The organism is Flavisolibacter tropicus, from assembly GCF_001644645.1.
GTDB lineage: Bacteria > Bacteroidota > Bacteroidia > Chitinophagales > Chitinophagaceae > Flavisolibacter > Flavisolibacter tropicus.
In genome coordinates this window covers 841,658-868,344 of sequence record NZ_CP011390.1, presented here as the reverse complement: position 1 = coordinate 868,344, position 26,687 = coordinate 841,658, and the positions used below count along the sequence as shown (strand labels likewise).

Genomic DNA, 26,687 nt, shown 5'->3' with positions numbered 1-26,687 from the left:
TTAAGTTTGTAAAAAGCGAGAATCTGAACATGCCCCAACTTTCAAGCCGGCAAGCTAGTATCTATGCGGCTATCGTTTTTATTACAACGATTATGCTTTCTTACTTCATGCAAGGTGAAACCATCACCTTGAGTGGATTGCTGATCGTTATTTTTCTGTCTGTATTTGTTGAAACACGTAGCTCTACAGTCATTGCTGGCATAGTAAGTAGCCTGGTAGTTATTGGTTTTTTGGCTTGGCATTCCTGGAGTTCAAATAAATCAGACAATATCTGGACCCCATCTTTATTTATCCTAACCCTTGTTATATTCTCTACGCTGATCGTACTGTATATCAAATCCCTGATTCGGAAAATGCAGTTTGATAAGTCACACATGACGTCTTTATTTGAAAATGCCACAGAGGGAATTATTGTTGCCAATAATAAAGCTGAGATAATTCTTGTGAATCCAGCTGCTTGCCGGATGTTTCATTATAATCCAGAAGAGTTGTTGGGTAAAAAGGTGGAAGTTCTTCTACCTCGAAAACATAGAGCAGCACACGTAAAACTGCGGGAAGAATTTTATGGCGATCCTCATGACAGGGTTATGGGGTCGGGGAGGGATCTTTTTGGTGAGCGCAAAGGAGGTGATAACTTTCCTGTAGAAGTAAGCTTGAGTTCTTATAAGCAAAACAACAACCAGTATGTAATTGCTTTTATTATTGATATCACCCACAGAAAGGAAATTGAAAGAAGTTTTCTTCAACAGCAGCAACAGCTGGAAAGGGTTTCAGGTGATATTAGAAAGCTAAATACAGAACTGGAAGGGAAGGTGGAAGAACGTACGCTTATTTTAAAGGAAGCATTGCAGCGCCTGGAACAATCACAACAGGAGCTAAGTGAAGCGTTGGATAAAGAGCGTCAATTAAATGAAATCAAAAGCCGCTTTGTTTCTATGGCATCCCATGAGTTTCGTACACCTTTAAGTGCTGTACTGTCTTCGGCTTCTTTGATATCAAAATATACAACCACTGAACAACAGGAAAACAGAAATAAGCACATTAATCGGATAAAGGATTCAGTTAAACACCTTAATGACCTGTTGGAAGACTTTTTATCTTTAGGCAAACTAGATGAAGGAAAAGTGGGTGCTAGTTTTTCAAGTTTTGATCTACCCGAAACAATACTGGATACTATAGAAGATATGCGTGGGTTAGTAAAGGAGGGGCAACAAATTCAGTATAACCATGAGGGTGAGCAAGAAGTGTTTAGTGATAAAAGATTATTGAAAAATATCCTTATCAATTTAATTAGTAATGCTGTCAAGTTTTCTGAAATAAACGGCTGTATTACTGTAAAAAGCAGGTACAATAATGGCAAAGCCATTGTATCCGTATCTGATAAGGGTATTGGAATTTCAGATGAAGATCAACACCATCTTTTCAGTTCATTTTTCAGAGGACACAATGTGACAAATATTCAAGGAACAGGCTTGGGTTTGCATATTGTAAAACGTTATTTAGATTTAATTGGAGGAAATATAACTGTAAAAAGTAAGCTTGAGGAAGGCACCACATTTACCATAGAATTCCCAGTACAAAATAAAAACTACCATGAAGACGATCTTAGTAATTGATGATAATAATGATTTAAGAGAAAATACAGCTGAGATTTTAGATCTGGCTGGGTATAAAACGCTTACTGCTGAGAATGGTAAAAGAGGCGTTGATCTAGCCATTAAAGAAAAGCCAGCATTGATCGTTTGCGATATTATGATGCCTGAGCTTGATGGTTATGGTGTATTGCACTTATTACGAAAGCATCCAGATACCCAGCAGATTCCTTTTATCTTTTTAACTGCTAAAACTGAACGTAGCGATTTTAGAAAGGGAATGGAAATGGGGGCAGATGATTATGTGACCAAGCCATTTGAAGATATTGAACTGCTAAATGCTATTGAAGTTCGTTTAAAAAAGACGGAGGTTTTGCAGCAGAACTATAGCCCTTCTCCTCAGGGACTTTCACAGTTTGTAAAAGATGTAAAAGACGCTGGCCTTCTTAAGCAATTGTCTGAACAATACGATGTAGAGCATTTTTCCAAAAAACAAACCGTTTATGCGGAAGGCAAACGCCCTCGCTTTTTATACTATCTGGTAAGCGGAAAAGTCAAGGCTTTTAAAATCCATGAGGACGGTAAAGAGTATATTACTGATTTATACAGCGCAGGCGATTTTATGGGGTATACTGCCTTATTTGAGGATAAAGTATATGAAGAAAGTACTACTGTTTTAGAAGACGCTGAAGTAATGCAGATTCCCAAGGATGAGTTTTTGCAAATGATCTATAGCGATATCAATATAGCTTCGAAATTTATTAAGATCGTTACCCAGAATGTAAAGGAGAAGGAAGAACGATTATTAAACCTTGCCTACAGTTCCTTACGAAAAAGAGTAGCAAAAGCACTGGTGAATATTCATGAAAAGTTTTATAAAGAGCGTACCGGTAGCATTATTGAATTTTCAAGAGATGATATTGCTCAATATATAGGTACTGCTACAGAGTCGTTGATTCGTACATTAAGTGATTTTAAAAGTGAAAAGCTGATCGATATCAAAAGCGGCAAGATCTCTATTGTTGACTTAGATAAACTAAAAAACCTCCTATATTAACCATGAGTAGGGTTGAGTAAACTCCTGTCAAAAGCTAACACCGGTCAGGTGAAAGGGCTAATGGCTTTTCTAGATTTGTAATATGAAACTAGAAACCATTAGCTCTTTATTAATTCGCAAATACGATCAGCCTGTTCCTCGATATACAAGCTATCCTACAGTTCCTTACTGGAATGAAGAAATTGATAAATCGCTTTGGTTAAAAGCATTTGATGAGCAATTTCACAAGGAAAACCCCCAAAAGGGCATCTCATTATATATTCACCTACCTTTTTGTGAGTCTTTATGTACTTACTGCGGCTGTAATAAAAAGATTACCACCAACCATAGTGTTGAAGAAGAATACTTGAATTCAATTGAAAAGGAGTGGAAGCTTTATCGCAAAATGATGCGGCAAACACCTGTAATCAGGGAGCTGCATTTAGGGGGTGGTACGCCTACATTTTTCTCGCCTAAGAATCTTGAACGGCTACTTAAATTCATTTTAAAAAACAGTATCGTACATCCTCAACATAGTTTTAGTATAGAAGGTCACCCGAATAATACGACTGCCGGCCACCTGAAAGTGTTATACCAATTAGGTTTCCGACGAATCAGTTATGGCGTACAGGACATGGATCCGGAGGTGCAACGAATTATTAATCGTATTCAGCCATTTGAAAATGTAAAAAGGGCCACTGAAGAAGCCAGACAGATTGGATATACTTCAGTAAACTTCGATCTAATCTATGGCTTACCCCTACAAACTCTAAAAAGTATAGAAAACACAATTAATGAAGTGTTGTCACTGCGCCCGGACCGTATAGCCTTTTATAGTTATGCGCATGTACCCTGGACCAGTAAAGCACAACGTTTATTCAATGAATCACATCTGCCATCTGCAGAAGAAAAGATTCAGCTTTACATAAAAGGAAAGGAGTTGTTGATGGAAGCGGGTTATGTAGATATTGGAATGGACCATTTTGCCTTGCCGCAAGATGAATTATACCAAGCCAGTATGGAGGGTAGATTGCATCGCAACTTTATGGGGTATACCACGCAAAACACAGGCTTTTTATTGGGGCTAGGTGTATCCAGTATTAGTGATATTGGTATTGCCTATGGACAAAATCATAAAACATTGCATGATTACTATGCTTCCATTGAAGCAAATGAATTAGCTATTAAGAAAGGGTATTTCCTAACGCATGAAGATTTGATTTTTAAAAAGTATATCCTTAGTGCAGCCTGCAAAGGTCACGTACAATTCCATTCCGATCATTTATTACTTTTAAAACAATATAGTTTTCAGCAATTTGAACTACTGGAAAAAGACGGGTTGATACTTTATGATGAGAAGGAGCTAACCATTACCAACAAAGGGCATTTCTTTATTCGTAATATATGTAGTGCATTTGATTTGTACCTGCAAAGAAGCACTAACGAATCATCATCCAAGCCGATTTTTAGTAAAGCTATTTAAAGTTGTTAGAGGAATAGGTGGACTATTATTGAAAGGCCAAAGTCTTCTTTTTCTCTAACAACTTACTATGTTTTCATTTTTATAGCCCATACATCATAGCAGTTGCTATTTTAACGCGTTAAGGGTAATTTTAGAGACAGCTTGTACGGTTTAAATTGATGGTCTGTATGTAATGATATCACCAAAAACCAAGAGGAATATTTATCGAATCATTCCCTTTGGTTTGATGTGGTTAATCTTTAGTATTGTCTATACCCTTCTTGAAAGAGGTATTCTTGGTCATTCTAACCATTACCCATCCACTGGCAATCCCTATAATTTTAGAAGTGCCATATACCTTACGCCTATCTCAGCTACGTTAACAGGATTATTTCTGGGAACACTGGAAGTATTGTATATCCATAAATGGTTCAGGAGATTAAGCTTTGGTAAAAAGATCTTTTTCAAATCCACAATCTACCTCATCATTATATCATTGTTTCTAATTCTGGTTACTGCTTTTTCTAATTATCTGGCAAGAGGTACCAGTCTATTTAGTAAACAAATATGGGATGCAGTATGGGTATTTTCGCTTTCAATTCCATTTTTAAGTATACTGGTTTATATAGGCGCCATCATTATTGTAACGCAGTTTTATGCAGAAGTAAGTGAGAATGTAGGTTTAGGCGTTCTACGAAATTTCTTTACCGGTAAGTACCTCCAACCGGTAGAAGAGGAGCGCATATTCATGTTTTTAGACATGAAGTCTTCCACCACCATTGCAGAAAGTATGGGACATGTGAGGTATTTTGAAATGCTGAAAACTTATTATGCCGATTTGTCGGAGCCGATTATTGAATATTTAGGTGAAGTATATCAATATGTAGGTGATGAAATAGTAGTATCGTGGAGATTAAAAAACGGTCTTCAAAACAACAATTGTATCCATTGCTTTTTGGCAATGAAAGCAGCCTTGCATCTACAAACTGATAAGTACTTGAAGCAATATGGCTTACTGCCAACCTTTAAAGCCGGCTTTCATATGGGCAAGGTAACTACAGGTGAAATAGGAGTGATCAAGAAAGATATCATTTTTACTGGAGATGTATTGAATACAACCGCAAGGATACAAGACTTATGCAATCAGTATGGTGTTGACAACCTGGTATCAAATGAATTAATTAAGCAGCTCCAGCGTCCTTTTCCCTTTCAAATCAAAGACTTAGGAGAAACTACATTAAGGGGTAGAGGTGAAAAAATAACCTTGTTCTCCATTCTGTCCGTTTAAGTATGATTGGCTTTGTGAAGCACGCCAAGTACTAATAGTTCAAAAAACTACCTGGTAAAAGCGGGTATTTTTTGATGAAAGTTTTCCTTAATACCACTTCAAACATTATTTCTGGGACTATATACGGCAAGCTTAAGTAAGGTAGACCATTGGACGAAAACACTTTCAGGGGAGGAAGACGCTCTATCATAGATAGTAGGCAGACTCCTGGCAGGGTACTAAAAACAGCAGACGCCCATTTCTTTTTTTTAGCCTTGGTTAGCCTTTGGTTTGCTATTCTTCGAGAGTTGTTCGGAACACCTTCGGAAATTCCCGAACAAGGGTAAAAGAAAGTCAAAAGAAACACAGAATTCCGCCTGAAAAGAGGAGATAACCAAGGAAAAACCTGGTAAAGAGAAGAGGTACTAAAGATAAGTAAAAAGGGACACTATACCCCTGTTAACCAGATTCAATCTCTATAGCTCTTTGCCTACAATAAAGCGGTTTAGTGTTTAAATTGTAATTGCAGTTAGAAAGTAGTTGAGGATAGCCAAAGATTAGCGTAAGAATCACGAATAAATTTCAAAAGACATTGATTATTAAATAGTTATTTAAATATTAGCTTGGTTATAGCCTGGAATTTTATTGCTAATTAAAATAAAGACCCATCAGCCTTAGCGTTAAAATAAAGCTTAATACTTCCTATCTGTTGATATTCCAGTTCACCACTTATAATGTTCATTTCACTAAGATTTAATGATTTATTGATTAATTGGTTGTGGGAGAAACTTTACATTTGGTTGCTACTATTAAGTAGTCTTTATATCCTAATTGAAAACTGGTATCTTATGATTTACTTCAGGCGCCGCAACCAGCAACGGTTGTTATTGGCAGTATCCATTATTATATTATTAATGGTACTGTTTTACGGAGAAGTGGTTCTAAAATAGAAAAGTACGCACCACTTTAACGCCCCACCAAACGAATTGAAAAGCCCTGAATTATTCAGGGCTTTTTTTATGATGAAGATTTTAGCAACACAATGCCCGGTAATTTAATTTAGATTGCTTTCGCTTCTCTCTTACCTTTTAAGCCTTACAATTCAATCAATCTTTAGGTGATATAGCCATATTACATATAGTTGTGCCTGTTAGAGTGACTAGCTCTGCCATCAGTACTTGTACTGAATTATAAAAATGGGCAATTATAGACGTGCATCTATAAGTCATTATATATCAATGAAAAAATAGCTGAGCTTCTTTGGAAAGCTGGTTGAAGACATATTATCATATATAAATATATTTATATGCTAAGGATATAAATAATAACTTTAAATCATGGATTGGGTCGTATTATTTACCAATGGTAACCCCACCGTGTACGAAGTGCATAAAGGGAAGGGCGGCTTTCATTTTACCCCCATGCGAAGCTTAGCAAACGACTCAGCTGTTAGTCCTTTTTTCCTTAAGAAAATAGCAGGTGGTTGGGAAACAGAAGAGGCTATTAATATACAATTAATGGAACAGGCCATCAATAAGATTGAAAATCTCGTGAAAGCTTTTCTGATTGATTAATTCTAGGTCATTGTACAAATAAAAAGGCCGAAGTGGAAACTTCAGCCCGTTTTAATCCGTACCCTATGAAAACTGGAAACCAAGCTACACCTAAGGCTTTGTTTCTGCAAATTCTTTACTGTTCTTTTTAGTTCAGTTTTTTAAAGCGTAAAAAACACCTTAACCAAGTTTATTACAATGGTTACCAAAACAGTTATGAATGGGACTTTCGATCTTCCGGTTTCTTTCAAAGGTGAAAGCTATTTCTTTTCTTCGCGGCTTTTACAACACGGTTACACGCACAAGTTTGTAGTTGACGTTAACGGACAACCTGTTTATTTTGAACCTGATGAGGAAAGGAATTACAGGGCTATAATTGAAACGGCCGATATCAAAAGCAATAAAGAACTCAATCTGGAGTTATTAAAAGCGATAGCGCATGCTATTGAGGCAATTGCAAAATAACGATTAACCAAACTTCCTGGTTAGTTTCTTCTTTATTTGTATAGCTTCAATGGTGCAACCTTAACTTTACACTTCTTAATTTCATTTATTCAATCGTATTCGTATAATGACTAAGCATTTGATTGCTACAGGCTATGTGCTGGCAAGTCTAGCCAGTCAGGCACAGGCGCAGAGTACTCTTTTAATTGGTACCTATACAAGTGGAAGGAGCTATGGGATCTATCAATATGACTTTAATAGCGGCTCAGGAGAGGCCGTTTTAAGAGATTCAGTTAAATCATCTAACCCTTCTTACCTGGCTGTAGCTCCCAATGAACGCTATGTTTATGCTGTAAATGAAGATGGAAATGACAAAGGTGGTGGCAAGGTGAGTGCTTATTCCTATAACAAATCCACCAAGAAGCTATCCCTAATTAACCAGTTACCTTCAATGGGTGACCATCCCTGTTATATAGCGGTTGATAAAAAGAATAACTGGGTTTTTGTAGGTAATTATAGTACGGGCAACCTAGCTGTAATGCCAATTGCTCCAGACGGCGGAGTAGGAAACCCTTCAACCAATATGCAACACCAGGGCCACGGCGCCAATAAAGAGCGCCAGGCTAGTCCGCACGTACACGCTACTGTTCTTTCACCTGACAACAAGTATCTTTTTGTTCCAGACCTTGGAATCGATCAAGTGGTGGAATATACATTTAACCATAAGGCCGGCACTCTTTCTCCCAAGAAGCAACATGTAAAGGTTGCAGATGGATCAGGGCCACGCCATTTGGAATTTCATCCATCAGGTAATTGGGCCTATTTGGTACAAGAGCTTTCTGGTACGGTAACAGTTTTTTCTTATGATAAAGGAACAATGAAAGAGCAACAGGTTATTTCGCTCTTACCAGCCGATTTTAAGGGTGCCGCTACCAGTGCTGATATTCATGTTTCTCCCAACGGAAAATTCCTGTATGCGTCTAACAGAAACCCAACAAATACCATTGCTATCTTCAGCATTAACCAAAAAGATGGTAAGTTGACATTAGTTGGGGAACAATCTACTATGGGTAAAGCGCCACGTAACTTCAACTTTGACCCTACAGGTAAGTTGTTGCTGGTAGCTAACCAGGATACAAACAACGTTGTGATCTTTAGCATCAACCCCGAAACTGGGCTATTGACCGATACAGGTAAACGTATTGAAGTGCCAAATCCTGTTTGTATAAAATGGATTGATGGCAAGTAAAAGCATTAATCATAAACAGGGTTTTCACTGACGTGAAACGTGAAACGACAAACGTGAGGCATTTTAAGTAGTAGTTGTATTTAGCAATAGTTAAGGAGATAGAGATTAGAGTGTTTATTTAAGAACTTAAACAACGACTGAATTATTGAAACACCCAAATAAAAAAAGAAGCTCTGTAGATACAGTGCTTCTTTTTTCCTTTAATTAAACGAGTAAGAAATTGATACGACAAAGTTGGCATTATTGCAAGACTTAGAGTCGCCTAATTTTGCCAAACATTAAAAACAATAGGAGGCACTAAGTAGTGCCTTTACAATCCACTGATGGGTGTTAATTGTTTTTTCTGCAATCCCTTCTTATACTTCTCCTGTACAATCTCACTCATCTTGCGGTTCTGAATCTTGCTTTCAATCCAAGAGACTACATCGAGATAGGCAAAAGAGCGATTTTCAAACCGGTTCTTTTCTAAGACCTTAATACGTTCCAGGAAAGAAACCATTTCTTCTTTTAATTGATACCTGGATAAGTTCATAGCTTGACGCAGGAACTTAAACATTTCCCTTTCTAATGCGGTTGTATTCTTCATTTTAGCCATATACCGGTACACTGACTTAGCCAGGTGCTCAATCAGATCGTGATTACCTAATTCAAAATGTGCTAGTAAGTGCAGAAGTCGAGCATAGCACTGCAAGTCGTAGCGCAAATCGGTAGACTGGTGAATGATTTTATGGAGATAATCGATACTTTTCTCAAAATCATTATTTCCAAAATAGAGTGTAGCGATTTTGTAATTCAATACCAGCACACGATGATTGTCTATGAACATCTCATAATCCTTTAAGCGATCTTCTATCTCTTTCACTAAGCTCATACTCTGTTCAAAAGACCCTGTCATGAAATGCTGGTTCATTTTGGCCTGCGATATGTATATAAATGAATGTATGCGAAAGTTCTCATTCTCCTGTACGCGATCTGTTTTTGAAAACGCCTCTAATTCTAAAAGCGTTTCCTGGAACTTCTTATAGTTCCTGATATCAAAATGCGCATTTAGCAGATTATGCAGGCCTTTAATGTAATGTCCCGTTTCTACACGCTTCATTAATGGATTTTCATGAAACAGGTTGATCCACTTCTGTGAATACCGGTAATACATTAAAAAGTCGCGACGTATAAAAGCGTACCAAGCATAGCTTTGATAGAGGTACATGCGTTCATAAAATCCTGTTTGTTCCCATGCATCATCAGGTAGCTGGGTCTTGAGAAACTCCTTCAGCTTATCTTCATCCTGCTCGTTTCTTGCATGTCCGTTTTTGATATACCAGCTATACAACAGCAGCGATAAATTAGACAAGCGAGCCACCATATCTATATGCTTACTAACCTCAATTGCCTCCATTGACAAGCTTTCAGCTCTGTCTTCCATACTACGAGTAATATGCAAGGCTTCAATGCGCTTTTCCAGGTTAATGATCTGAGGTAAAAAGCTATATTTCTGATTAGCGTTCGCCAGCGCTTTGACTTTTTCCAATATTTTAAGACTCTGCAGAAAAAGTCCTTTTTTATAAAGGATATGGGCATAGTCAAATTGTTCATTTAACTGCAGATCCAAACTATCGGCGCTCTTTAATAAACGCAGGCTGGCCAATATCTGTTTATAGAGGTGTGCTTTTAAATTAGACAGCTGTGCTTTTTGAATATCTGTTACTTTTCTTAAGATCAGTTTCTCATCATATTCCTTTGCCTTATCTAAAGCATCAAAAAGCTGAACAATCTTAAGATTTTCGTTAGAGGAGTTACGGTTGATGTATAGTTTAAAATGCCGTTTCTCTGCTTTTTCCAGAGAACGTATCAATTGGAACAATATATCTGTAGACCGATTGGACATAAATTAGTTAAGCCATGAAAGAAAACAATATCAAAGGGCTTAGAGTAAATTAGTTTGTTTTAATGTAATGAAAGCCATTATAGCTCGTTTGTTAACAATTTATAATGGCTTTCAGTTCTTAAAAACAATAGCAAGCAATCGAAAAATAATATTAGCGATCAGTGATACGAGTTGGTATTGGTTCAAGTAGCAAGCAAGCGTTTACGTCCGCTCTAATCGTAGAACAATTTTAAGTGTTTTTTTACAATCCAAGCACAAATAAATAAAATATTTTATGCCTTTAGGGATTTGGCACTTTAAACAATGTAGCCAAACAAATTATCATGATTGTTCAACTCAGTGTAATTGATCTGAAACTTCTTGAGTTTGGTAATCAACAATGTATAATCTTCCCTGGATTGCAACTCTATACCCACTAAGGCCGGCCCTGTTTCTTTGTTATGCTTCTGTACATATTCAAAGCGTGTGATATCATCAGTGGGCCCTAGTACATGGTTTACAAACTCTTTTAATGCGCCTGGCCGCTGTGCAAAACGGATCAGGAAATAATGCTTTAAGCCTTCATATTGCAGGGAACGTTCTTTGATCTCCTGCATACGATCAATATCGTTGTTACTGCCACTGACCACACATACAACCTTCTTGCCTTTAATTTCGGCTGCATAATCATCCAACGCTGCTATAGATAAGGCACCGGCAGGCTCTACAACCAGTGCTTCTTCATTATAGAGTTTTAGAATGGTGGAGCAAACTTTGCCTTCGGCAACTACGTGCATCTCATCCAAGAATGTTTTACAAAGGGAGAAGGTAAGGTCGCCAACACGCTTTACAGCTGCACCATCAACAAAACGATCAATATTGGTCAATGTAATTGGATGACCGGCTTCTATTGCCGCTTTCATAGAGGGTGCGCCTTTGGGCTCTACACCAACCAATTTGGTTTTAGGAGAAATGGTCTTAACATAAGAACCTACACCAGCACATAATCCACCACCGCCAATGGGAACAAATAAGTAGTCTGGTGTTGGCAGATCTTCCAGTATTTCTACTCCAACCGTTGCTTGCCCTTCAATTACTTTAGGTGCATCAAAAGGTGGGATAAAGGTCATGCCATTGAGGCTGGCAAATTGTTTAGCTGCTTCTGCGCAATCATCAAAGGTGTCTCCGGTTAGTTTGATATCAACATAGCTCTCACCAAAGAACTTGGTTTGCTGGACTTTTTGTTGTGGTGTAATTACCGGCATAAAGATGACACCTTTTACTCCAAGCTTTTTACAGCTATAGGCAACACCTTGTGCATGATTACCAGCACTGGCACACACAACACCCTGTTGTAATAATTCAGCAGGTAAGCTGCTGATCATGTTATAAGCGCCACGTATTTTGTAGGAACGTACTACCTGTAGGTCTTCACGTTTCAGATATACCTGGCATTGATATCTGCGAGATAAGCTATGACTGAAGACCAGTGGCGTACGCTGTACCACTGGCTTCAATCGCTCTTGTGCAGTCTTATAATCAAAATGGATACTATGGCTATTGGCACTAGTCATGATACAGTGTTGAAGAGAACTTCTGTTTTGCTGTTGATTTGTGCAACTTATTTTCGGATTTAGCAGCAGGATCCTGATTTTCCGGACGTAGGCTTCTAACTGTTTTACCGGCTTGCCATAGTTCACTTTCGCGCAGTTCTTTTAATTCTGCTTCCAGCTTTTCACGGTAGTCTGGCTTACTATTGCTTTCAATGGATTTGGCAGCTTCTTTGCCAGTAGCTACACTTTCATAAAGGTCATTGAAAACTGGAAGAGTAGCATCACGGAACTTCTTCCACCAATCCAGTGCACCACGTTGCGCTGTTGTAGAACAATTAGCATACATCCAATCCATTCCGTTCTCTGCTACCAATGGCATTAATGATTGTGTGAGCTCTTCTACTGTTTCATTAAAAGCTTCAGAAGGGGTATGCCCTTTAGAACGTAAAACTTCATACTGGGCAGCAAATAATCCCTGAATAGCGCCCATTAAAGTACCGCGCTCACCAGTAAGGTCGCTATACACTTCTTTTTTAAAGTTGGTTTCAAACAGGTAACCACTGCCAATTGCAATACCTAATGCTATTACACGCTCAAAAGCACGGCCAGTAGCATCCTGGAAAATAGCATAGCTGCTATTCAATCCACGTCCTTGTAAGAACATACGGCGTAGTGAGGTTCCTGAGCCTTTAGGAGCCACCAAGAAAACATCTACTTCTGCAGGTGGTACTATGCCTGTTTGGTCATTGTAAGTGATACCAAATCCGTGAGAGAAGTAAAGGGCCTTACCAGGTGTTAAATGCTTCTTTACAGTTGGCCATAGTTGTATCTGGGCTGCATCACTCAACAGGTAGCAAATGATGGTACCGCGCTCTAAAGCTTCTTCAATTTCAAAAAGCGTTTCACCAGGAACAAATCCATCGCGTACGGCTTTATCCCAGGATTTTGAGTTGCGTCTTTGACCAACGATCACATGAATACCATTATCACGTTGGTTTAAGGCCTGTCCTGGACCTTGTACGCCATAGCCAATAATAGCTACTACTTCATTTTGTAAAACCTTTTGTGCTTTTACAAGTGGAAACTCTTCGCGTGTTACTACGTTCTCTTCAACACCACCAAAATTTAATTTTGCCATTGTTGTGTGTTTATTTGTTACTAAATAGAATATATAGTTTAAGAAAGTTGACAGAGGTTTGATGACAGTTAACAGTGTTTTAGTACATACTGCCCTCTGTCATCCATTAGCCGTCAACTAATAATCAAAGACCTCGTTTCGTTTATTTAGATACTCATTCTCTACTAGTTCAGGCCCCGGTGCCAGCTGTTCAAACTCTTTAAGCTTTTCATGAAAGCCATTACTGTTTTTGATAATAGCTATACGGGCACTACGTACAAATTCAATCAATCCATAAGGCTCTAAAACCTTAATTAGGGCGTCTGTTTCCTCGCGGTGGCCTGTGGTTTCAAATACAGTATAGTCTTTACGGATCACTACAGCACGTGCGCCATTTTCACGTAGCAAACGCTCTACTTGAACCTTCTCCGCAACTTCATCCGTTGGTACTTTATATAAGGCTAATTCTTGCCATACAATCTCATCACTGGTATTGTAATACGTCTTTAAAACATCTACCTGCTTTTCGATCTGGCGACATATCTTGATCACCATCTCTTCTGTTTCATGTATGACAATAGTGAAGCGGTAAATTCCTTTAATTTCAGAAGGGGAGGAGTTGATACTATCAATACTCACTTTACGGCGAGAAAAGATGATAGCAATGCGGTTCAACAAACCAATCTGGTCTTCTGTATAGACTGTTATTGTGAATTCTTGTTTTTGCATAGTTGTCTATTTCAATCGTATTTCAGATACACTGGTGCCAGCTTCTACCATTGGAAAAACATTATTTTCTTTTCCAACCATTACTTCTAATAAATAGGCCCCTTTATATTCCAGCATTGCTTTAAGGGCTTCTTTTAAATTTTCCCTTGCTGTTACTCGCTGGCCTGGTATTCCATAACCCTTGGCTACTTGTACAAAGTCGGGACTTTCAATATCTACAAAGGAGTAACGCTTGCCGTGAAATAACTCTTGCCATTGACGCACCATGCCAAGGAATTGGTTATTGAGAATAAGCAGTTTTACATCTACCTGGCTCTGCATGATAGTGCCTAACTCCTGAATGGTCATTTGTACTCCGCCATCACCCATTATGGCAATGACTGTTTGATTGGGTGCTCCAAACTTGGCACCTATAGCGGCTGGAAGGGCAAAGCCCATTGTACCCAGTCCACCAGAAGTAATGTTGCTTTTACTTTGATTAAATTGTGCATAGCGGCAGGCTACCATTTGATGCTGACCAACATCGGTTACTATAACTGCTTTGCCTTCAGTTAATTCATTTAGAACATCAATCACTTCACCCATCGTCATTTGTTCGCCTGTTGGATGTAATTCATTTTGAATGCAGGCATCAATTTCTTTTTGCTCTAATGCCTTAAAAGTCTGTAGCCATTCAGGATGTTGATTATGGTTTAACAACTGGATCAAAAGAGGGAGTGTTTCTTTACAATCTCCCCAAACAGATACAGTTGTCTTTACGTTCTTATCTATTTCAGCAGGGTCAATATCTAAATGAATGATTTTGGCTTGTTTGGCATACTTATCTAATCTTCCGGTAACACGATCATCAAAGCGCATTCCCACGGCTATCAATACATCGCATTCATTGGTTAAAACATTGGGAGCATAGTTGCCGTGCATGCCCAACATGCCTACATTTAATGGATGACCAGAAGGCAATGCGCTTAATCCCATAATGGTCCAAGCGGCAGGTAACCCAGCCTTTTCAATAAAGTCTTGAAACTCTTTTTCAGCTTTTCCCAGTATAACACCTTGCCCAAAAACAACCAACGGTTTTTTGGCCTTATTAATTAAATCAGCAGCTTGTTCTACATACTCCTGGCGTACAAATGGTTTTGGACGATAACTGCGGATGAACTCGCATTTTTGATACCCTTTATAATCAAACTTTTGAAGCTGGGCATTTTTAGAGATATCAATTAATACAGGACCTGGTCTGCCACTACAGGCAATAAAGAAAGCTTTTGCTAAAACGGTAGGAATTTCAGTTGCGTCTGTTATTTGATAATTCCATTTGGTAATGGGCGTGGTAATGTTGATGATATCCGTTTCCTGGAAGGCATCAGTCCCTAATAAATGAGCAAATACTTGTCCGGTAATACATACTAGGGGTGTGCTATCAATCATAGCATCTGCTAATCCGGTAACTAAATTGGTAGCACCTGGACCACTAGTAGCAAACACCACACCTGTTTTTCCTGATGTGCGTGCAAATCCTTGAGCCGCATGTATAGCCCCTTGCTCATGTCGTACAAGTATATGCTCCAGCTTATCCTGATAGTCATACAAAGCGTCATAAATGGGCATGATAGCCCCGCCAGGATATCCAAAAATGGTTGTTACACCTTCATGAAGAAAGGCATCTAATACGGCCTCTGAGCCACTAATGCTTTCTGTCTTAAGTGAGACCTGTTCTAGACTACCTGCTTTTACCGTGTCAAAGGTTTGCATACTAATGATTTAATGAAGATGATTCTGATTTATTGCTGCTACGATAACCCTCTTCGTTTGTTTTATTCAGAGGGTGCGTCTGTAACACAACCTTCTGCAGCTGTTGTTACTTGTTTCGCATACTTATATAGTATTCCTTTATTTGCTTTAAGTGCAGGTTGTTTCCATTGCGCCTTGCGTTGTTCCAGTACATCAGCAGAAACATCTAATGTGATCGTATTTTTAGTAGCATCCAGGATAATGCGGTCATTATCATTTACAAGAGCTATCGTGCCACCATCAAATGCTTCTGGAGTAATATGTCCTACTACAAAGCCATGCGTGCCACCACTAAAACGACCATCAGTTATAAGGGCCACTGATTTACCTAAGCCTGCACCAATAATGGCAGATGTAGGTTTTAACATTTCCGGCATACCGGGGCCGCCTTTCGGTCCTACATAACGGATCACTACCACATCGCCTGCTTGTACTTTGCCAGATTGAATGCCTGCAATCAATTCAAACTCACCATCAAATACACGTGCTGGCCCTTCAAATCTCTCGCCCTCTTTACCACTAATTTTTGCTACACTACCGCCTTCCGCCAGGTTACCATATAGAATTTGCAGGTGACCGGTTTGTTTTAGAGGATTTTCTATAGGACGAATAATCTGTTGTTTTTCAAAATCCAAATCAGGTATTTGCTGTAAGTTTTCAGCAACCGTTTTACCTGTAACTGTTAAACAGTCGCCATGTAATAAACCTTGTTTCCACAAATACTTCATTACAGCTGGTATACCTCCATATTGATGCAAGTCCTGCATCAGGTATTTACCACTTGGTTTAAAATCTGCCAGTACAGGTATTTTATTGCTGATTGTTTGAAAGTCATCTTGTGTAAGATCTACATCTACACTTTTGGCCATAGCAATCAGGTGTAAAACTGCATTGGTAGAACCGCCCAGTGCCATGATCACTACAATGGCATTTTCAAATGCCTGGCGTGACATGATATCTTTAGGCTTAATATCTTTTTCAAGCAACTGATAGATAGCTTTCCCTGCAGCTAGGCATTCCTGTTTCTTTTCATCACTGATAGCCGGATTGGAAGAAGAGTAGGGAAGGCTCATACCCAAGGCTTCGATAGCTGCGGCCATGGTATTGGCTGTATACATACCACCGCAGGCACCTGCACCCGGGCAAGAGGCTTTTACCACACATTTAAAATCTTCTTCTGTAATGGTGCCCGCTATCTTTTGTCCTAATGCTTCAAAGGCAGATACGATATTCAGATCTTGTCCGTTATGATGTCCCGGCGCTATTGTACCACCATACACCATTATAGCTGGTCTATTCAGGCGTCCCATAGCGATGATGGAACCGGGCATATTTTTATCACATCCCGGTAGCGCTACTAATCCGTCATAATATTGAGCACCACAAACTGTCTCTATCGAATCCGAAATTACATCACGACTCACCAATGAATAACGCATACCATCAGTACCGTTACTCATACCATCACTTACACCAATTGTATTAAAGATCAGCCCTACCAAATCATTATCCCATACACCTTGCTTTACCAGTTTGGCTAAGTCATTTAAATGCATGTTACAAGTATTGCCATCATAACCCATGCTCACAATGCCAACTTGTGCTTTATTCAAGTCATCATCAGTCAAGCCAATACCATATAACATGGCCTGGGCGGCAGGTTGCGTTTCATCTTGCGTCAGTACTTTACTGTATCTGTTCATTTCACTCATGCTAATGGGCGTGTACGTTTTTATAATCTTTTTCCAGAACTAAGTTTTTGTAGGCATGCTTGATTACAGCACCTATAGATTCACTCCAAGGCTTTTGAAAAGTTTGATCATCCAACGATTCAACGCCTATGATTTCAGCAGCTGTGCCACATAAAAACACACTATCAGCATTATATACTTCTTCAAGCCTTATTTGTTTTTCAATTACTGGGATGCCGAGCTCTTTACTAATTTCAATAACAGTAGCTCGTGTTATACCTGGCAGTATACTTCCCAATTGGGGTGTATATAGTGTTTGATCTTTTTCTATAAAGATGTTAGCACCCGGGCCTTCAGCTATAAAGCCTTCCATATCTAGCAATAAGGCTTCATCATAACCCAGATCTTTTGCTTCTTGTGTAGCAAGAATGGAGTTTACATAATGACCAGAAACCTTAGCTTCTACAATAAAATTCTTAGGAGAAATACGTCGGTAAGAAGAGGTTTTTAAACGCAAGAGCTTTTCTCCCAGATAAGCGCCCCATTCCCAGGCAGCAATAAGAAGTTGCGCACCCCGACCTTTTGTTAAGGACATATTGGGAGGACATGTCACTAAGGGACGCAAATACGCATCACTCAAATTATTACGCTGAAGTACCTCATAGGATATATCAATCAATTCAGCATTGGAGTAAGGATAGGGAATACCAATGGCCTCGCAGGAAAACCGCATACGGTCAAAGTGCTCCTGCGCTTTAAATATCCTTACACCATTTGCTGTATCATAGGCACGTATGCCTTCAAACACACCATATCCATAATGGAGTGTTTGATCATACACATTGCCGTTTGCTTCAATGGCTTTTACAAACGCGCCATTGTAGTAAATGATCGTCTCTTCGTTGTAGTACATATTCTTGCCTTATGAATTTTTTTAAACTATTCATTCATACTAGGCAAGCAATCGATATGGAAATTCTAAATCAAGGTGGACTTTCTAAGCTCTATATTGATTCGATTTACATCATTAGGTAAGCGACCAGCTACATATTCACTAACAAGATCACCTATAGTTGATGTAAAATAGTAATTGATAGGATCAATGTCTTTGGTTACAAACTTTGACTCTAATGTCCAGGCTACTGCATCACGTACCAGTGATGCTTCTGTAAATAATCCCAAATGGTCCAATAGCATGGCAGTTGATAAAATAGAGCCCACTGGGTTGGCTATATCTTTGCCTGCTGCTTGTGGGTAAGAGCCATGTATAGGTTCAAACAGGGCAGTTGTAGCACCAACTGATGCTGAAGGTAACATTCCTAATGAACCAGTAATTACACTGGCTTCATCACTCAATATGTCACCAAACATATTTTCAGTAAGCATTACATCAAATTGTTTGGGATTTACAATCAACTGCATTGCAGCATTATCAACAAACAAATAATCTACCTGTACATCGGGATACTGCTTCGCCACTTCTTGTACTACTTTTCTCCATAAACGAGAAGTTTCAAGAACATTAGCTTTATCTACTAACGTCAAGTGTTTCTTTCGCTGTTGCGTGGCTTTAAAGGCATGATGACTAATACGCTCTATCTCACTTTTATTATATGAACAAAGGTCAGAGGCTTCCGTATAAGCAGCATCTACTTTCTTTTCACCAAAATAAATACCTCCCGTTAATTCACGATACACTACAAAATCTACATCTTCTAAACGATCGCTTTTCAAAGGCGACAGATGATGCAGTGATGGAAATGTAGCCACTGGACGAATATTAGCAAAGAGACCAAGCGACTTTCTGAGTTTTAATAAACCCTGTTCTGGACGCACTTTGGCTGTTGGGTCATTATCATACTTAGGATCGCCAATAGCTCCAAACAGGATAGCATCGCTCTCTAAGCAAATAGCCAGCGTTTCATCTGGTAATGGGCTACCTGTTTTATCAATAGCATCAGCCCCCATTAATCCATATGTATATTCAAAGTGATGCTCAAAACGTTCTGCAATTGCATTTAAAACTTTAAGCGATTGATTAGTAACCTCAGGGCCAATTCCATCGCCTAGTATAACTGCTATCTTCTTTTCCACAGTGAATTTGTATTAAATGTTTTTAATTTATAAGGCTGCCTTTTCAAAAACTTCAATGTTTTCTTTAATACTTAACAGGAAATCAATATCATCATACCCATTTAGTAAACAGGTTTTTTTATAGTTATTGATGTCAAACTGCTCGTATTCTCCTGTAGCATCTATTGTAATTGTCTGCTTTTCTAAGTTTACCGTTAAAGTACTTTCGTTATTTTGCTCAAAGATTTTTTGCAAAAAGCTTTCAGTAACTCTTACTGGCAACAAGCCATTATTCAGCGCATTGTTTTTAAAGATATCAGCAAAGAAGCTGGAAACAACAACCTTAAACCCATAATCAGTTATAGACCAAGCGGCATGCTCTCTGGAAGAACCACAACCAAAGTTTTTTCCGGCAACCAATATCTCTCCAGTATAGTTAGGGTTGTTTAAAATAAAATCAGCTTTAGGTTGGCCTTCATCATCATTTATATATCGCCAGTCTCTGAATAGGTTTTTGCCAAATCCTTCCCGGGTGGTGGCTTTTAGAAAACGCGCCGGAATAATTTGGTCTGTATCTATATTCTCTAAAACAAAAGGAATAAAACGGCTATTTATCGTGTGTATTGCTTGCATTCAATTAGCTTAAAAGTTCACGTACATCTGTAACAACTCCTGTAATAGCTGCAGCAGCAGCTGTCAAAGGACTGGCCAATAAAGTTCTGGCACCTGCACCTTGGCGGCCTTCAAAATTGCGATTGCTGGTAGAGATGCAATACTCACCGGCTGGCACTTTATCCTCGTTCATGCCTAAGCAGGCACTGCAGCCAGCTTGTCTAACTTCAAAACCAGCTTCTTCAAAGATCTTATTTAAACCTTCTGCTTTAGCTTGAGCAGCTACTTGTTGAGAACCAGGTACGATCATCACTTTTACATGCTCATTCTTCTTGCGGCCTTTAACTATGCTAGCAACTAAACGAAGATCTTCAATACGAGAATTGGTACAGCTTCCTATAAATACGTTCTGAATAGGAGTGCCTTTCAAAGCTTTGCCGGCTTGCAATCCCATATAGTCAAGCGCCTTAATTATATTCTTACGTTCGCTCTCTTCCGGGATGCTTTCCAATGCAGGAATGAGACCATTTATTGCAATCCCTAATCCAGGGTTGGTACCATAGGTGATCATAGGTTCAATATCCGCTGCATTGATATTAACTTCTTTATTAAAGACAGCATCAGCATCGCTATACAATTGTTGCCATTGAGCTTTTTTAGACTCCCATCGTTCGCCTGTAGGAGTAAATTGGCGTCCTTGCAAGTACTCAAATGTTGTTTCATCAGGAGCAATCATGCCACCGCGCGCCCCCATCTCTATACTCATGTTGCAGATGGTCATGCGGGCTTCCATACTAAGGGCGCGGATAGCAGATCCGGCAAATTCTACAAAGTAGCCAGTGGCACCACTAGCAGAAATTTGCGATATGATATAAAGGATGACATCTTTGGAAACAACGCCTTTACCTAGCTCACCTTCAATGTTAATACGCATTAGCTTAGGCTTGCTCTGTAACAAGCACTGGGTAGCAAAGACCATTTCTACCTCACTGGTGCCAATGCCAAAGGCTATTGATCCAAACGCACCGTGGGTAGAAGTATGACTATCACCACACACAATGGTCATACCAGGTTGAGTAATGCCAAGCTCTGGTCCAATAACGTGTACTATTCCTTGAAATGGATGTCCAAGGCCATATAGCTCTATATCGTGCTTTTTGCAATTCTCAATCAACGTATTTACTTGCTGGCGAGATAATTGATCACCAATGGGCAAATGTTGATTTTGAGTAGGTACGTTATGATCAGCTGTAGCTACCACCTGGTGAGGTCGAAATACTTTAAGTCCTCTTTTTTCCAACCCGGCAAAAGCTTGCGGACTGGTTACTTCATGTATAAAATGTTTATCAATATACAGCACTTCTGGTCCACCTTCTATGGAGCGCACCACATGCTTTTCCCAAATCTTTTCAAATAATGTTTTACCCATAATTCTTTATGCTACACTGACTGTTTCTTTTTGATATTGGTTGGCTAGTTCTAACAGGTCTTCTTCTTTCACTTCCTTTTTAGCATCTGCTACTTTTAGGAATGAATCATATAAAGAGTCTACATCATTGCGAGTGAACTGAAAGCCCATTTTCTGAAAGCGATAAGCAAGAGCACTTCTACCACTTCTGGCGGTAAGTATGATCTTACTTTGCTCTGCACCTACTTCTTCTGGATTAATGATTTCATAGGTTTGAGCATCCTTTAAAAAACCATCCTGGTGGATACCAGAAGAGTGGGAGAATGCATTGGCACCTACAATTGCTTTATTAGGCTGTACCGGCATACGCATAGTTTCTGATACTAACCGGCTGATTGGATTCAGCTTTTGACTCTTTACGTCAGTAAAATATCCAAGGTTTTTATGTTGTTTCAGTACCATCACCACTTCTTCCAAAGAGGTATTACCAGCACGTTCACCTAACCCATTAATCGTACACTCAATCTGACGGGCACCATTAATTACACCGGCAATAGAATTGGCTGTCGCTAACCCTAAGTCGTTGTGACAATGGCAAGAAATAATGGCATTGTCAATATTCTTAACGTTGTTTACCAGGTAGGCTATCTTTTCACCGTATTGATGCGGTAAGCAATAACCAGTTGTATCTGGAATATTTACTGTTGTTGCACCTGCAGCAATTACGGCTTCAATTACTTTGGCTAAATATTCATTTTCAGTTCTGCCGGCATCTTCAGCATAGAACTCCACATCATCGGTAAAGCGACGAGCCCATTTTACACATTGTACGGCTCTTTCAAGTATTTCTTCCCGAGTTGAGTTAAACTTACTTTTTATATGGAAATCCGAAGTGCCAATACCCGTATGAATGCGTGGTCGCTTGGCATAACGTAAGGCTTCGGCCGCTACTTCAATATCTTTTTGTACGGCCCGGCTTAAAGCACAAATAGTGGCATCCTTAATGGATTTTGATATCTGGTTAACCGATTCATAGTCACCAGGACTGGAAATAGGAAAACCAGCTTCAATTATATCTACGCCTAGAGATTCCAGCTCCAATGCCAATTCTACCTTTTCATTGGTATTTAGTTTACAGCCAGGTACCTGCTCGCCGTCTCGTAATGTAGTGTCAAAAATGAAGATTTTGTTTTCAGCCATAGTATTGGAATGAGTCTTAAATACGTGTTTGTTTATTTACTGTCTGTCGGTTAAACTGAAGTCTGGAAATAAAACAATGGAATTGTGTTTTTCCAAGTTTTCCATTCATACCTCATTTTCATTAACCGAAGCAAAACATTGGCATTCTTCTATAGCAGGCAAGCGTCAGTATCGAAACTAACGTAACAGTCATAGCTCAGGAAATCAAAATATGAGGTATTTTGCATTGGGAAAACCGGCCCTCATCCGCTGGAAGGCCCTATAATACTGCGTTTTATTATAAATATTTTACCATGCCTAACCGGTCTTCAGATCCATTGTTCCAGTTGATCCATTCACTCCAAAAGGGTGAAAAACGCAATTTTAAGCTGTACATGAAGCGCAATTCTTCAAATGAAGACCTGAAAGTGATACAGCTATTTGACGTTTTGGATAAAATGCGGGAATATGATGAAAACGTGGTTCTTACTAAAATGGAGTCCATAAAAAAGGAACAGCTTGCTAACCGTAAAGCTCATCTTTATAGGCAGATATTGGCAAGTCTACGTCTTTTAGAAACTACCGACAATATTGACATTCAATTGCATGAACAGCTAGATTATGCCCGGATTCTTTATAACAAGGGCTTATATATTCAAAGTCTGAAGATCCTGGACAAGGCAAAAGAAAATGCACGCAACAACAATCAGTATTCCTTTCTAGTACAGATCTTATTTTTAGAAAAGAAGATAGAATCCCTTCATATTACACATAGCTTACACAGTAGGGCAAAGGATTTAAGAGTAGAGTCAAATGGGGTGGTGGATCATATAACCTTGATTACGAAACTGTCCAACTTGGCACTTGAATTATATGGATGGTATATTAGTAACGGACACGCCAGGAATAAGCAGGATGTAGTAGAATTATCTGGATTCTTTCACCAACATCTTCCTGCCGAACCCACCAAGATTAATGGCTTCTATCAAAAACTGTATCTCTATCAAAGTTTCTGTTGGTATGCCTTTATTCAGCTCGACTTTTTAATGTATTACCGCTATACACAAAAATGGGTCGATCTTTTCCATGAAGAGCCATTTATGATAGAAATTGAAACGGCGCATTACATTAAAGGCTTACACAATTTAATTAGTGCTCATTTTGATTTAAATAATTTTGAAGGCTTTGATAAAACCCTGAAAACCTTTGAAGAGTTCTCGCAATCCGAGCTGGTAAAACGTAATCAGAACAACACCATTCAGGTTTTTGTTTACTTATATATTGCCAAGATTAATCGCCACTTCATGCAGGGTTCTTTCAAAGAAGGCCTTGTACTAGTTCCTTACATAACAGAAAAACTGGCAGAATACACATTATATCTGGATAGCCATCGAATTCTTGTGTTTTATTATAAAATAGCATCACTTTATTTTGGCAGTGGTGATTATGATAACACGATTAAGTATCTGAATAAGATTATCAACTGGAAAGTAAACCTTCGCAATGACCTTCAATGCTATGCTCGGTTGCTTCATTTGATTGCTCATTATGAATTAGGGAACTACAACCTGCTGGAATATCTTATTAAATCGGTCTACCGTTTTATGGCTAAAATGGAAAACCTGGGCTTTGTTGAAGAAGAAATCTTTAAGTTCTTACAGCGGTCCTTTCAGTTAACGCCAAACGAACTTCAACCGGAATTTAAAAAGTTATTGCAACGACTGAAAGAACTTGAATATAACCCACTAGCCACAAGAGCTTTTGCCTACCTCGACATTATTTCCTGGCTGGAAAGCAAAATTCATCACTTACACGTACAGGATATACTACGACAGAAATACTTGGATAAAATGAATTCTAAAAATGCTGCAAAGGGAAAACTAACGTCTTAAGGGAACTCACCCTGATCATAGGGGAATTTGCTTACCTTCGTGCCCCTATATAACCAACGAAACCTCCATGACACCGAACGAAGGATTTGTAGATTACAAGTCGGTTTTTGAGACATTACCAGGTATCTGCGCCCTTTTAAAAACCAATGGCTCTAGTTACACAATTATTGCGGTTACAGATGATTTTATTAATCAATCAGGGTTAATTAAAGAGCAATTAATAGGGAAAGACTTTTTTAATATACACACCTCATACGCTGTATTTAGTAATCTTAACGATAATGGCAGCTTACAGAATTCTTTTGCAAAGGCTATTCAAAGTAAAGAATCACAAAGTTTTTCTGCTCAAAGCGTCCAAAGTCATAGTGCATACAATTCATCCGAAAAGCAATATTGGAAAGTATTGTGTCGGCCACTTATAGAAGGTACCGACACTGTTCAATACATTATCTTCTCCGCTGAGGAAATAGTAAATCCAGAAAAGAGTAAAGGACAAGAAGGTACATTAAAGACGGTTGAGGATACGTATCATTTATTTATGCAGGCCCCAGTGGCCGTTGGTATCCTTAAAGGGCCTGATCTAAAAATTGCTTTGGCCAATGACTCTATCTTGCAAATCTGGCGAAAAGGGAAGGAGGTTATTGGAAAACCAGTTTTAGAAGCATTACCAGAAATTTTAGGCGGTCCTTTCCCAGAATTGCTGGATCAAGTGCTAACTACTGGCAATCCGCATTATGAAAATGAAAGTCATGCCTGTTTTATACGTAACGGTAAGGAAGAGCTGGTTTATTTCAATTTTGTCTATCAACCTTATTATGAAGAGGGAAGCAAAGTACCTATTGGAGTATTGGTTATTGCAAACGAAGTTACCGAGCAGGTATTAGCAAGGAAAAGAGTGGAAGAAAGCGAACAACGATATCGTAACCTGATTGCTGAAGCAGATGTGGCTACTGCCGTATATATGGGACGTGAAATGAAGATCCAATATGCAAATGAGGCTATGATTAAAGTTTGGGGGAAAGATTCTTCTGTCATAGGCAAAACCGTTAGAGAGGCACTTCCTGAACTTGAAGGGCAGCCTTTCCATGAGTTATTGGATAACGTTTATACAACTGGCAATACATACTGGGGTAAAGAAGATAAAGGAGAATTGGTTGTTGATGGAAACCTTCGCACATACTACTTCAACTTTAGTTATAAAGCACTTCGCAATTCCCAAGGCCAAATCTATGGTATTCTCAATATGGCAGTAGATGTTACTGAACTAGTTGAAACTAAGCAAAAGATTAAAGAAAGCGAAGCTAATCTGCAGAAAAGAATACAGGAACGGACGTTTGAGTTGGAAAATAAGAACAAAGAACTGGAACGATCAAATGCTAACCTGGAAGAGTTTGCTTATGCAGCTTCGCACGACATGAAAGAGCCTATACGAAAGATTCACTTTTTTGCTGATCGTTTACAACATCATTTAAATAATACATTGGATGCTGACGCACAGCGCTATTTTGATCGTATGAAACATGCTGCCAGTCGAATGGGAACGCTTATAGATGATTTATTAACCTATTCACATGTAAGCAGAATTTCTAGCTTTTCAGAAGAGGTAAACTTAAATAATAAAGTAAAACTGGTTTTGGAAGATCTTGAATTAGAAGTAGAACAAAAAAAGGCCAAGATTAGTGTTGCTACCTTGCCTATTATTAAAGGACATAAACGTCAAATTCAACAACTGTTTCAAAACCTGATTGGTAACGCACTGAAATATGGTAAGCCTGGCGTTAGGCCAGAAATAAAGATCTCTTGTCAAAAACTACTGGCACAGGATGCAGGCCTTCCTCTAAGAGACAATCACCAATTGTTTTACGAAATCAAAATCCAGGATAATGGTATTGGTTTTGACCCCAAAGATGCAGATCGAATCTTCAATGTTTTTACTCGTCTTCATGGCAACACAGAATATACTGGAACAGGTATAGGTCTTTCAATTGCACGCAAGGTTGTTGAAAATCACAAAGGCTATATTTTAGCTGATAGTACGCCTGGAGAAGGTGCTACTTTTAAAGTGTATTTTCCGGCCGACGGTTAGCGGTTAATCCACCTATTAATCTGCTCTAAAAGCAGTCGAATAGAACATCATTTTTCGATTGATTTTAGAGAAACGATATAAAAAATAAG

Annotated in this window: 20 protein-coding genes; 9 read left to right on the top strand and 11 right to left on the bottom strand. The window is 38.8% G+C overall.

Going from position 1 to position 26,687, the window contains the following annotated elements; all coding sequences use genetic code 11:
• Nucleotides 1–29 precede the first annotated feature (29 nt).
• The 7 genes from SY85_RS03520 to SY85_RS03490 all read left to right on the top strand — a co-directional run bounded on the left by SY85_RS03520 (nucleotide 30) and on the right by SY85_RS03490 (nucleotide 8,603).
• Entirely contained in the window at nucleotides 30–1,616 is a 1,587-nt protein-coding gene (locus tag SY85_RS03520) for a sensor histidine kinase (RefSeq protein WP_226998986.1), read from the top strand.
• On the top strand, nucleotides 1,594–2,649 hold the full coding sequence (locus SY85_RS03515) for a response regulator (protein ID WP_066401833.1): 1,056 nt from the start codon (nucleotides 1,594–1,596) through the stop codon (nucleotides 2,647–2,649). Before SY85_RS03520 ends, SY85_RS03515 begins: the two co-directional genes overlap by 23 nt.
• A gap of 82 nt (nucleotides 2,650–2,731) precedes the next feature.
• The gene (gene hemN, locus SY85_RS03510) at nucleotides 2,732–4,111 is read left to right on the top strand and encodes an oxygen-independent coproporphyrinogen III oxidase (protein WP_066401832.1); all 1,380 of its coding nucleotides are present in this window, start codon (nucleotides 2,732–2,734) and stop codon (nucleotides 4,109–4,111) included.
• 172 nt (nucleotides 4,112–4,283) lie between these two features.
• Entirely contained in the window at nucleotides 4,284–5,378 is a 1,095-nt protein-coding gene (locus tag SY85_RS03505) for an adenylate/guanylate cyclase domain-containing protein (protein ID WP_066401831.1), read from the top strand.
• Nucleotides 5,379–6,694: 1,316 nt separating this feature from the next.
• On the top strand, nucleotides 6,695–6,931 hold the full coding sequence (locus SY85_RS03500) for a hypothetical protein (RefSeq protein WP_066401830.1): 237 nt from the start codon (nucleotides 6,695–6,697) through the stop codon (nucleotides 6,929–6,931).
• A 177-nt stretch (nucleotides 6,932–7,108) separates the two neighbouring features.
• The gene (locus tag SY85_RS03495; RefSeq protein WP_226998985.1) at nucleotides 7,109–7,375 is read left to right on the top strand and encodes a hypothetical protein; all 267 of its coding nucleotides are present in this window, start codon (nucleotides 7,109–7,111) and stop codon (nucleotides 7,373–7,375) included.
• A 106-nt stretch (nucleotides 7,376–7,481) separates the two neighbouring features.
• On the top strand, nucleotides 7,482–8,603 hold the full coding sequence (locus SY85_RS03490; protein ID WP_066401829.1) for a lactonase family protein: 1,122 nt from the start codon (nucleotides 7,482–7,484) through the stop codon (nucleotides 8,601–8,603).
• A gap of 310 nt (nucleotides 8,604–8,913) precedes the next feature.
• Here SY85_RS03490 and SY85_RS03485 read toward each other — a convergent pair whose 3' ends face one another.
• The 11 genes from SY85_RS03485 to SY85_RS03435 form a co-directional block, all read right to left on the bottom strand.
• Nucleotides 8,914–10,488, bottom strand: coding sequence for a hypothetical protein (locus SY85_RS03485; protein WP_066401828.1), 1,575 nt, complete (start codon nucleotides 10,486–10,488; stop codon nucleotides 8,914–8,916).
• 296 nt (nucleotides 10,489–10,784) lie between these two features.
• The gene (gene ilvA, locus SY85_RS03480; RefSeq protein WP_066401827.1) at nucleotides 10,785–12,041 is read right to left on the bottom strand and encodes a threonine ammonia-lyase; all 1,257 of its coding nucleotides are present in this window, start codon (nucleotides 12,039–12,041) and stop codon (nucleotides 10,785–10,787) included.
• Nucleotides 12,034–13,158: a ketol-acid reductoisomerase gene (ilvC, locus tag SY85_RS03475; RefSeq protein WP_066401826.1), complete on the bottom strand. Its 1,125-nt coding sequence runs from the start codon at nucleotides 13,156–13,158 to the stop codon at nucleotides 12,034–12,036. The genes ilvA and ilvC overlap by 8 nt, the downstream gene beginning before the upstream one ends.
• Before the next feature lie 117 nt (nucleotides 13,159–13,275).
• Nucleotides 13,276–13,866, bottom strand: coding sequence for an acetolactate synthase small subunit (gene ilvN, locus SY85_RS03470; RefSeq protein WP_066401825.1), 591 nt, complete (start codon nucleotides 13,864–13,866; stop codon nucleotides 13,276–13,278).
• Between the two features lie 6 nt (nucleotides 13,867–13,872).
• Nucleotides 13,873–15,618 (bottom strand): biosynthetic-type acetolactate synthase large subunit, encoded by a 1,746-nt coding sequence (gene ilvB, locus SY85_RS03465; RefSeq protein ID WP_066401824.1) that lies wholly within the window; start codon nucleotides 15,616–15,618, stop codon nucleotides 13,873–13,875.
• Nucleotides 15,619–15,680: 62 nt separating this feature from the next.
• Nucleotides 15,681–17,360, bottom strand: a complete 1,680-nt coding sequence (gene ilvD, locus SY85_RS03460; protein ID WP_226998984.1) for a dihydroxy-acid dehydratase — start codon at nucleotides 17,358–17,360, stop codon at nucleotides 15,681–15,683.
• A gap of 10 nt (nucleotides 17,361–17,370) precedes the next feature.
• A complete protein-coding gene (locus tag SY85_RS03455) occupies nucleotides 17,371–18,261 on the bottom strand; it encodes a branched-chain amino acid transaminase (RefSeq protein WP_066401822.1) in 891 nt (296 codons plus the stop codon).
• A gap of 65 nt (nucleotides 18,262–18,326) precedes the next feature.
• A complete protein-coding gene (gene leuB / locus SY85_RS03450; protein WP_066401821.1) occupies nucleotides 18,327–19,442 on the bottom strand; it encodes a 3-isopropylmalate dehydrogenase in 1,116 nt (371 codons plus the stop codon).
• Nucleotides 19,443–19,469: 27 nt separating this feature from the next.
• Nucleotides 19,470–20,054, bottom strand: a complete 585-nt coding sequence (gene leuD, locus SY85_RS03445) for a 3-isopropylmalate dehydratase small subunit (protein WP_066401820.1) — start codon at nucleotides 20,052–20,054, stop codon at nucleotides 19,470–19,472.
• Between the two features lie 4 nt (nucleotides 20,055–20,058).
• Nucleotides 20,059–21,462, bottom strand: coding sequence for a 3-isopropylmalate dehydratase large subunit (gene leuC, locus SY85_RS03440; RefSeq protein WP_193408748.1), 1,404 nt, complete (start codon nucleotides 21,460–21,462; stop codon nucleotides 20,059–20,061).
• Between the two features lie 6 nt (nucleotides 21,463–21,468).
• A complete protein-coding gene (locus tag SY85_RS03435; protein ID WP_066401818.1) occupies nucleotides 21,469–22,641 on the bottom strand; it encodes a 2-isopropylmalate synthase in 1,173 nt (390 codons plus the stop codon).
• A gap of 293 nt (nucleotides 22,642–22,934) precedes the next feature.
• Here SY85_RS03435 and SY85_RS03430 point away from each other — a divergent pair, with 293 nt between their 5' ends.
• Nucleotides 22,935–24,512: a hypothetical protein gene (locus SY85_RS03430; RefSeq protein WP_066401817.1), complete on the top strand. Its 1,578-nt coding sequence runs from the start codon at nucleotides 22,935–22,937 to the stop codon at nucleotides 24,510–24,512.
• Nucleotides 24,513–24,579: 67 nt separating this feature from the next.
• The gene (locus tag SY85_RS25120; protein ID WP_082886275.1) at nucleotides 24,580–26,598 is read left to right on the top strand and encodes a PAS domain-containing protein; all 2,019 of its coding nucleotides are present in this window, start codon (nucleotides 24,580–24,582) and stop codon (nucleotides 26,596–26,598) included.
• Nucleotides 26,599–26,687: the final 89 nt, after the last annotated feature.

Bases quoted from the DNA above. Each gene is read 5' to 3' on its own strand.
- SY85_RS03500 (WP_066401830.1), top strand. From the start codon at position 6,695: ATGGATTGGGTCGTATTATTTACCAATGGTAACCCCACCGTGTACGAA.
- SY85_RS03520 (WP_226998986.1), top strand. From the start codon at position 30: ATGCCCCAACTTTCAAGCCGGCAAGCTAGTATCTATGCGGCTATCGTT.
- SY85_RS03490 (WP_066401829.1), top strand. From the start codon at position 7,482: ATGACTAAGCATTTGATTGCTACAGGCTATGTGCTGGCAAGTCTAGCC.
- ilvD (WP_226998984.1), bottom strand. From the start codon at position 17,360: ATGAACAGATACAGTAAAGTACTGACGCAAGATGAAACGCAACCTGCC.
- ilvC (WP_066401826.1), bottom strand. From the start codon at position 13,158: ATGGCAAAATTAAATTTTGGTGGTGTTGAAGAGAACGTAGTAACACGC.
- ilvA (WP_066401827.1), bottom strand. From the start codon at position 12,041: ATGACTAGTGCCAATAGCCATAGTATCCATTTTGATTATAAGACTGCA.
- ilvN (WP_066401825.1), bottom strand. From the start codon at position 13,866: ATGCAAAAACAAGAATTCACAATAACAGTCTATACAGAAGACCAGATT.
- SY85_RS03435 (WP_066401818.1), bottom strand. From the start codon at position 22,641: ATGGCTGAAAACAAAATCTTCATTTTTGACACTACATTACGAGACGGC.
- SY85_RS03455 (WP_066401822.1), bottom strand. From the start codon at position 18,261: ATGTACTACAACGAAGAGACGATCATTTACTACAATGGCGCGTTTGTA.
- SY85_RS03485 (WP_066401828.1), bottom strand. From the start codon at position 10,488: ATGTCCAATCGGTCTACAGATATATTGTTCCAATTGATACGTTCTCTG.
- SY85_RS03430 (WP_066401817.1), top strand. From the start codon at position 22,935: ATGCCTAACCGGTCTTCAGATCCATTGTTCCAGTTGATCCATTCACTC.
- leuD (WP_066401820.1), bottom strand. From the start codon at position 20,054: ATGCAAGCAATACACACGATAAATAGCCGTTTTATTCCTTTTGTTTTA.
- leuC (WP_193408748.1), bottom strand. From the start codon at position 21,462: ATGGGTAAAACATTATTTGAAAAGATTTGGGAAAAGCATGTGGTGCGC.
- SY85_RS03495 (WP_226998985.1), top strand. From the start codon at position 7,109: ATGGTTACCAAAACAGTTATGAATGGGACTTTCGATCTTCCGGTTTCT.
- SY85_RS03515 (WP_066401833.1), top strand. From the start codon at position 1,594: ATGAAGACGATCTTAGTAATTGATGATAATAATGATTTAAGAGAAAAT.
- SY85_RS03505 (WP_066401831.1), top strand. From the start codon at position 4,284: ATGATATCACCAAAAACCAAGAGGAATATTTATCGAATCATTCCCTTT.
- ilvB (WP_066401824.1), bottom strand. From the start codon at position 15,618: ATGCAAACCTTTGACACGGTAAAAGCAGGTAGTCTAGAACAGGTCTCA.
- hemN (WP_066401832.1), top strand. From the start codon at position 2,732: ATGAAACTAGAAACCATTAGCTCTTTATTAATTCGCAAATACGATCAG.
- SY85_RS25120 (WP_082886275.1), top strand. From the start codon at position 24,580: ATGACACCGAACGAAGGATTTGTAGATTACAAGTCGGTTTTTGAGACA.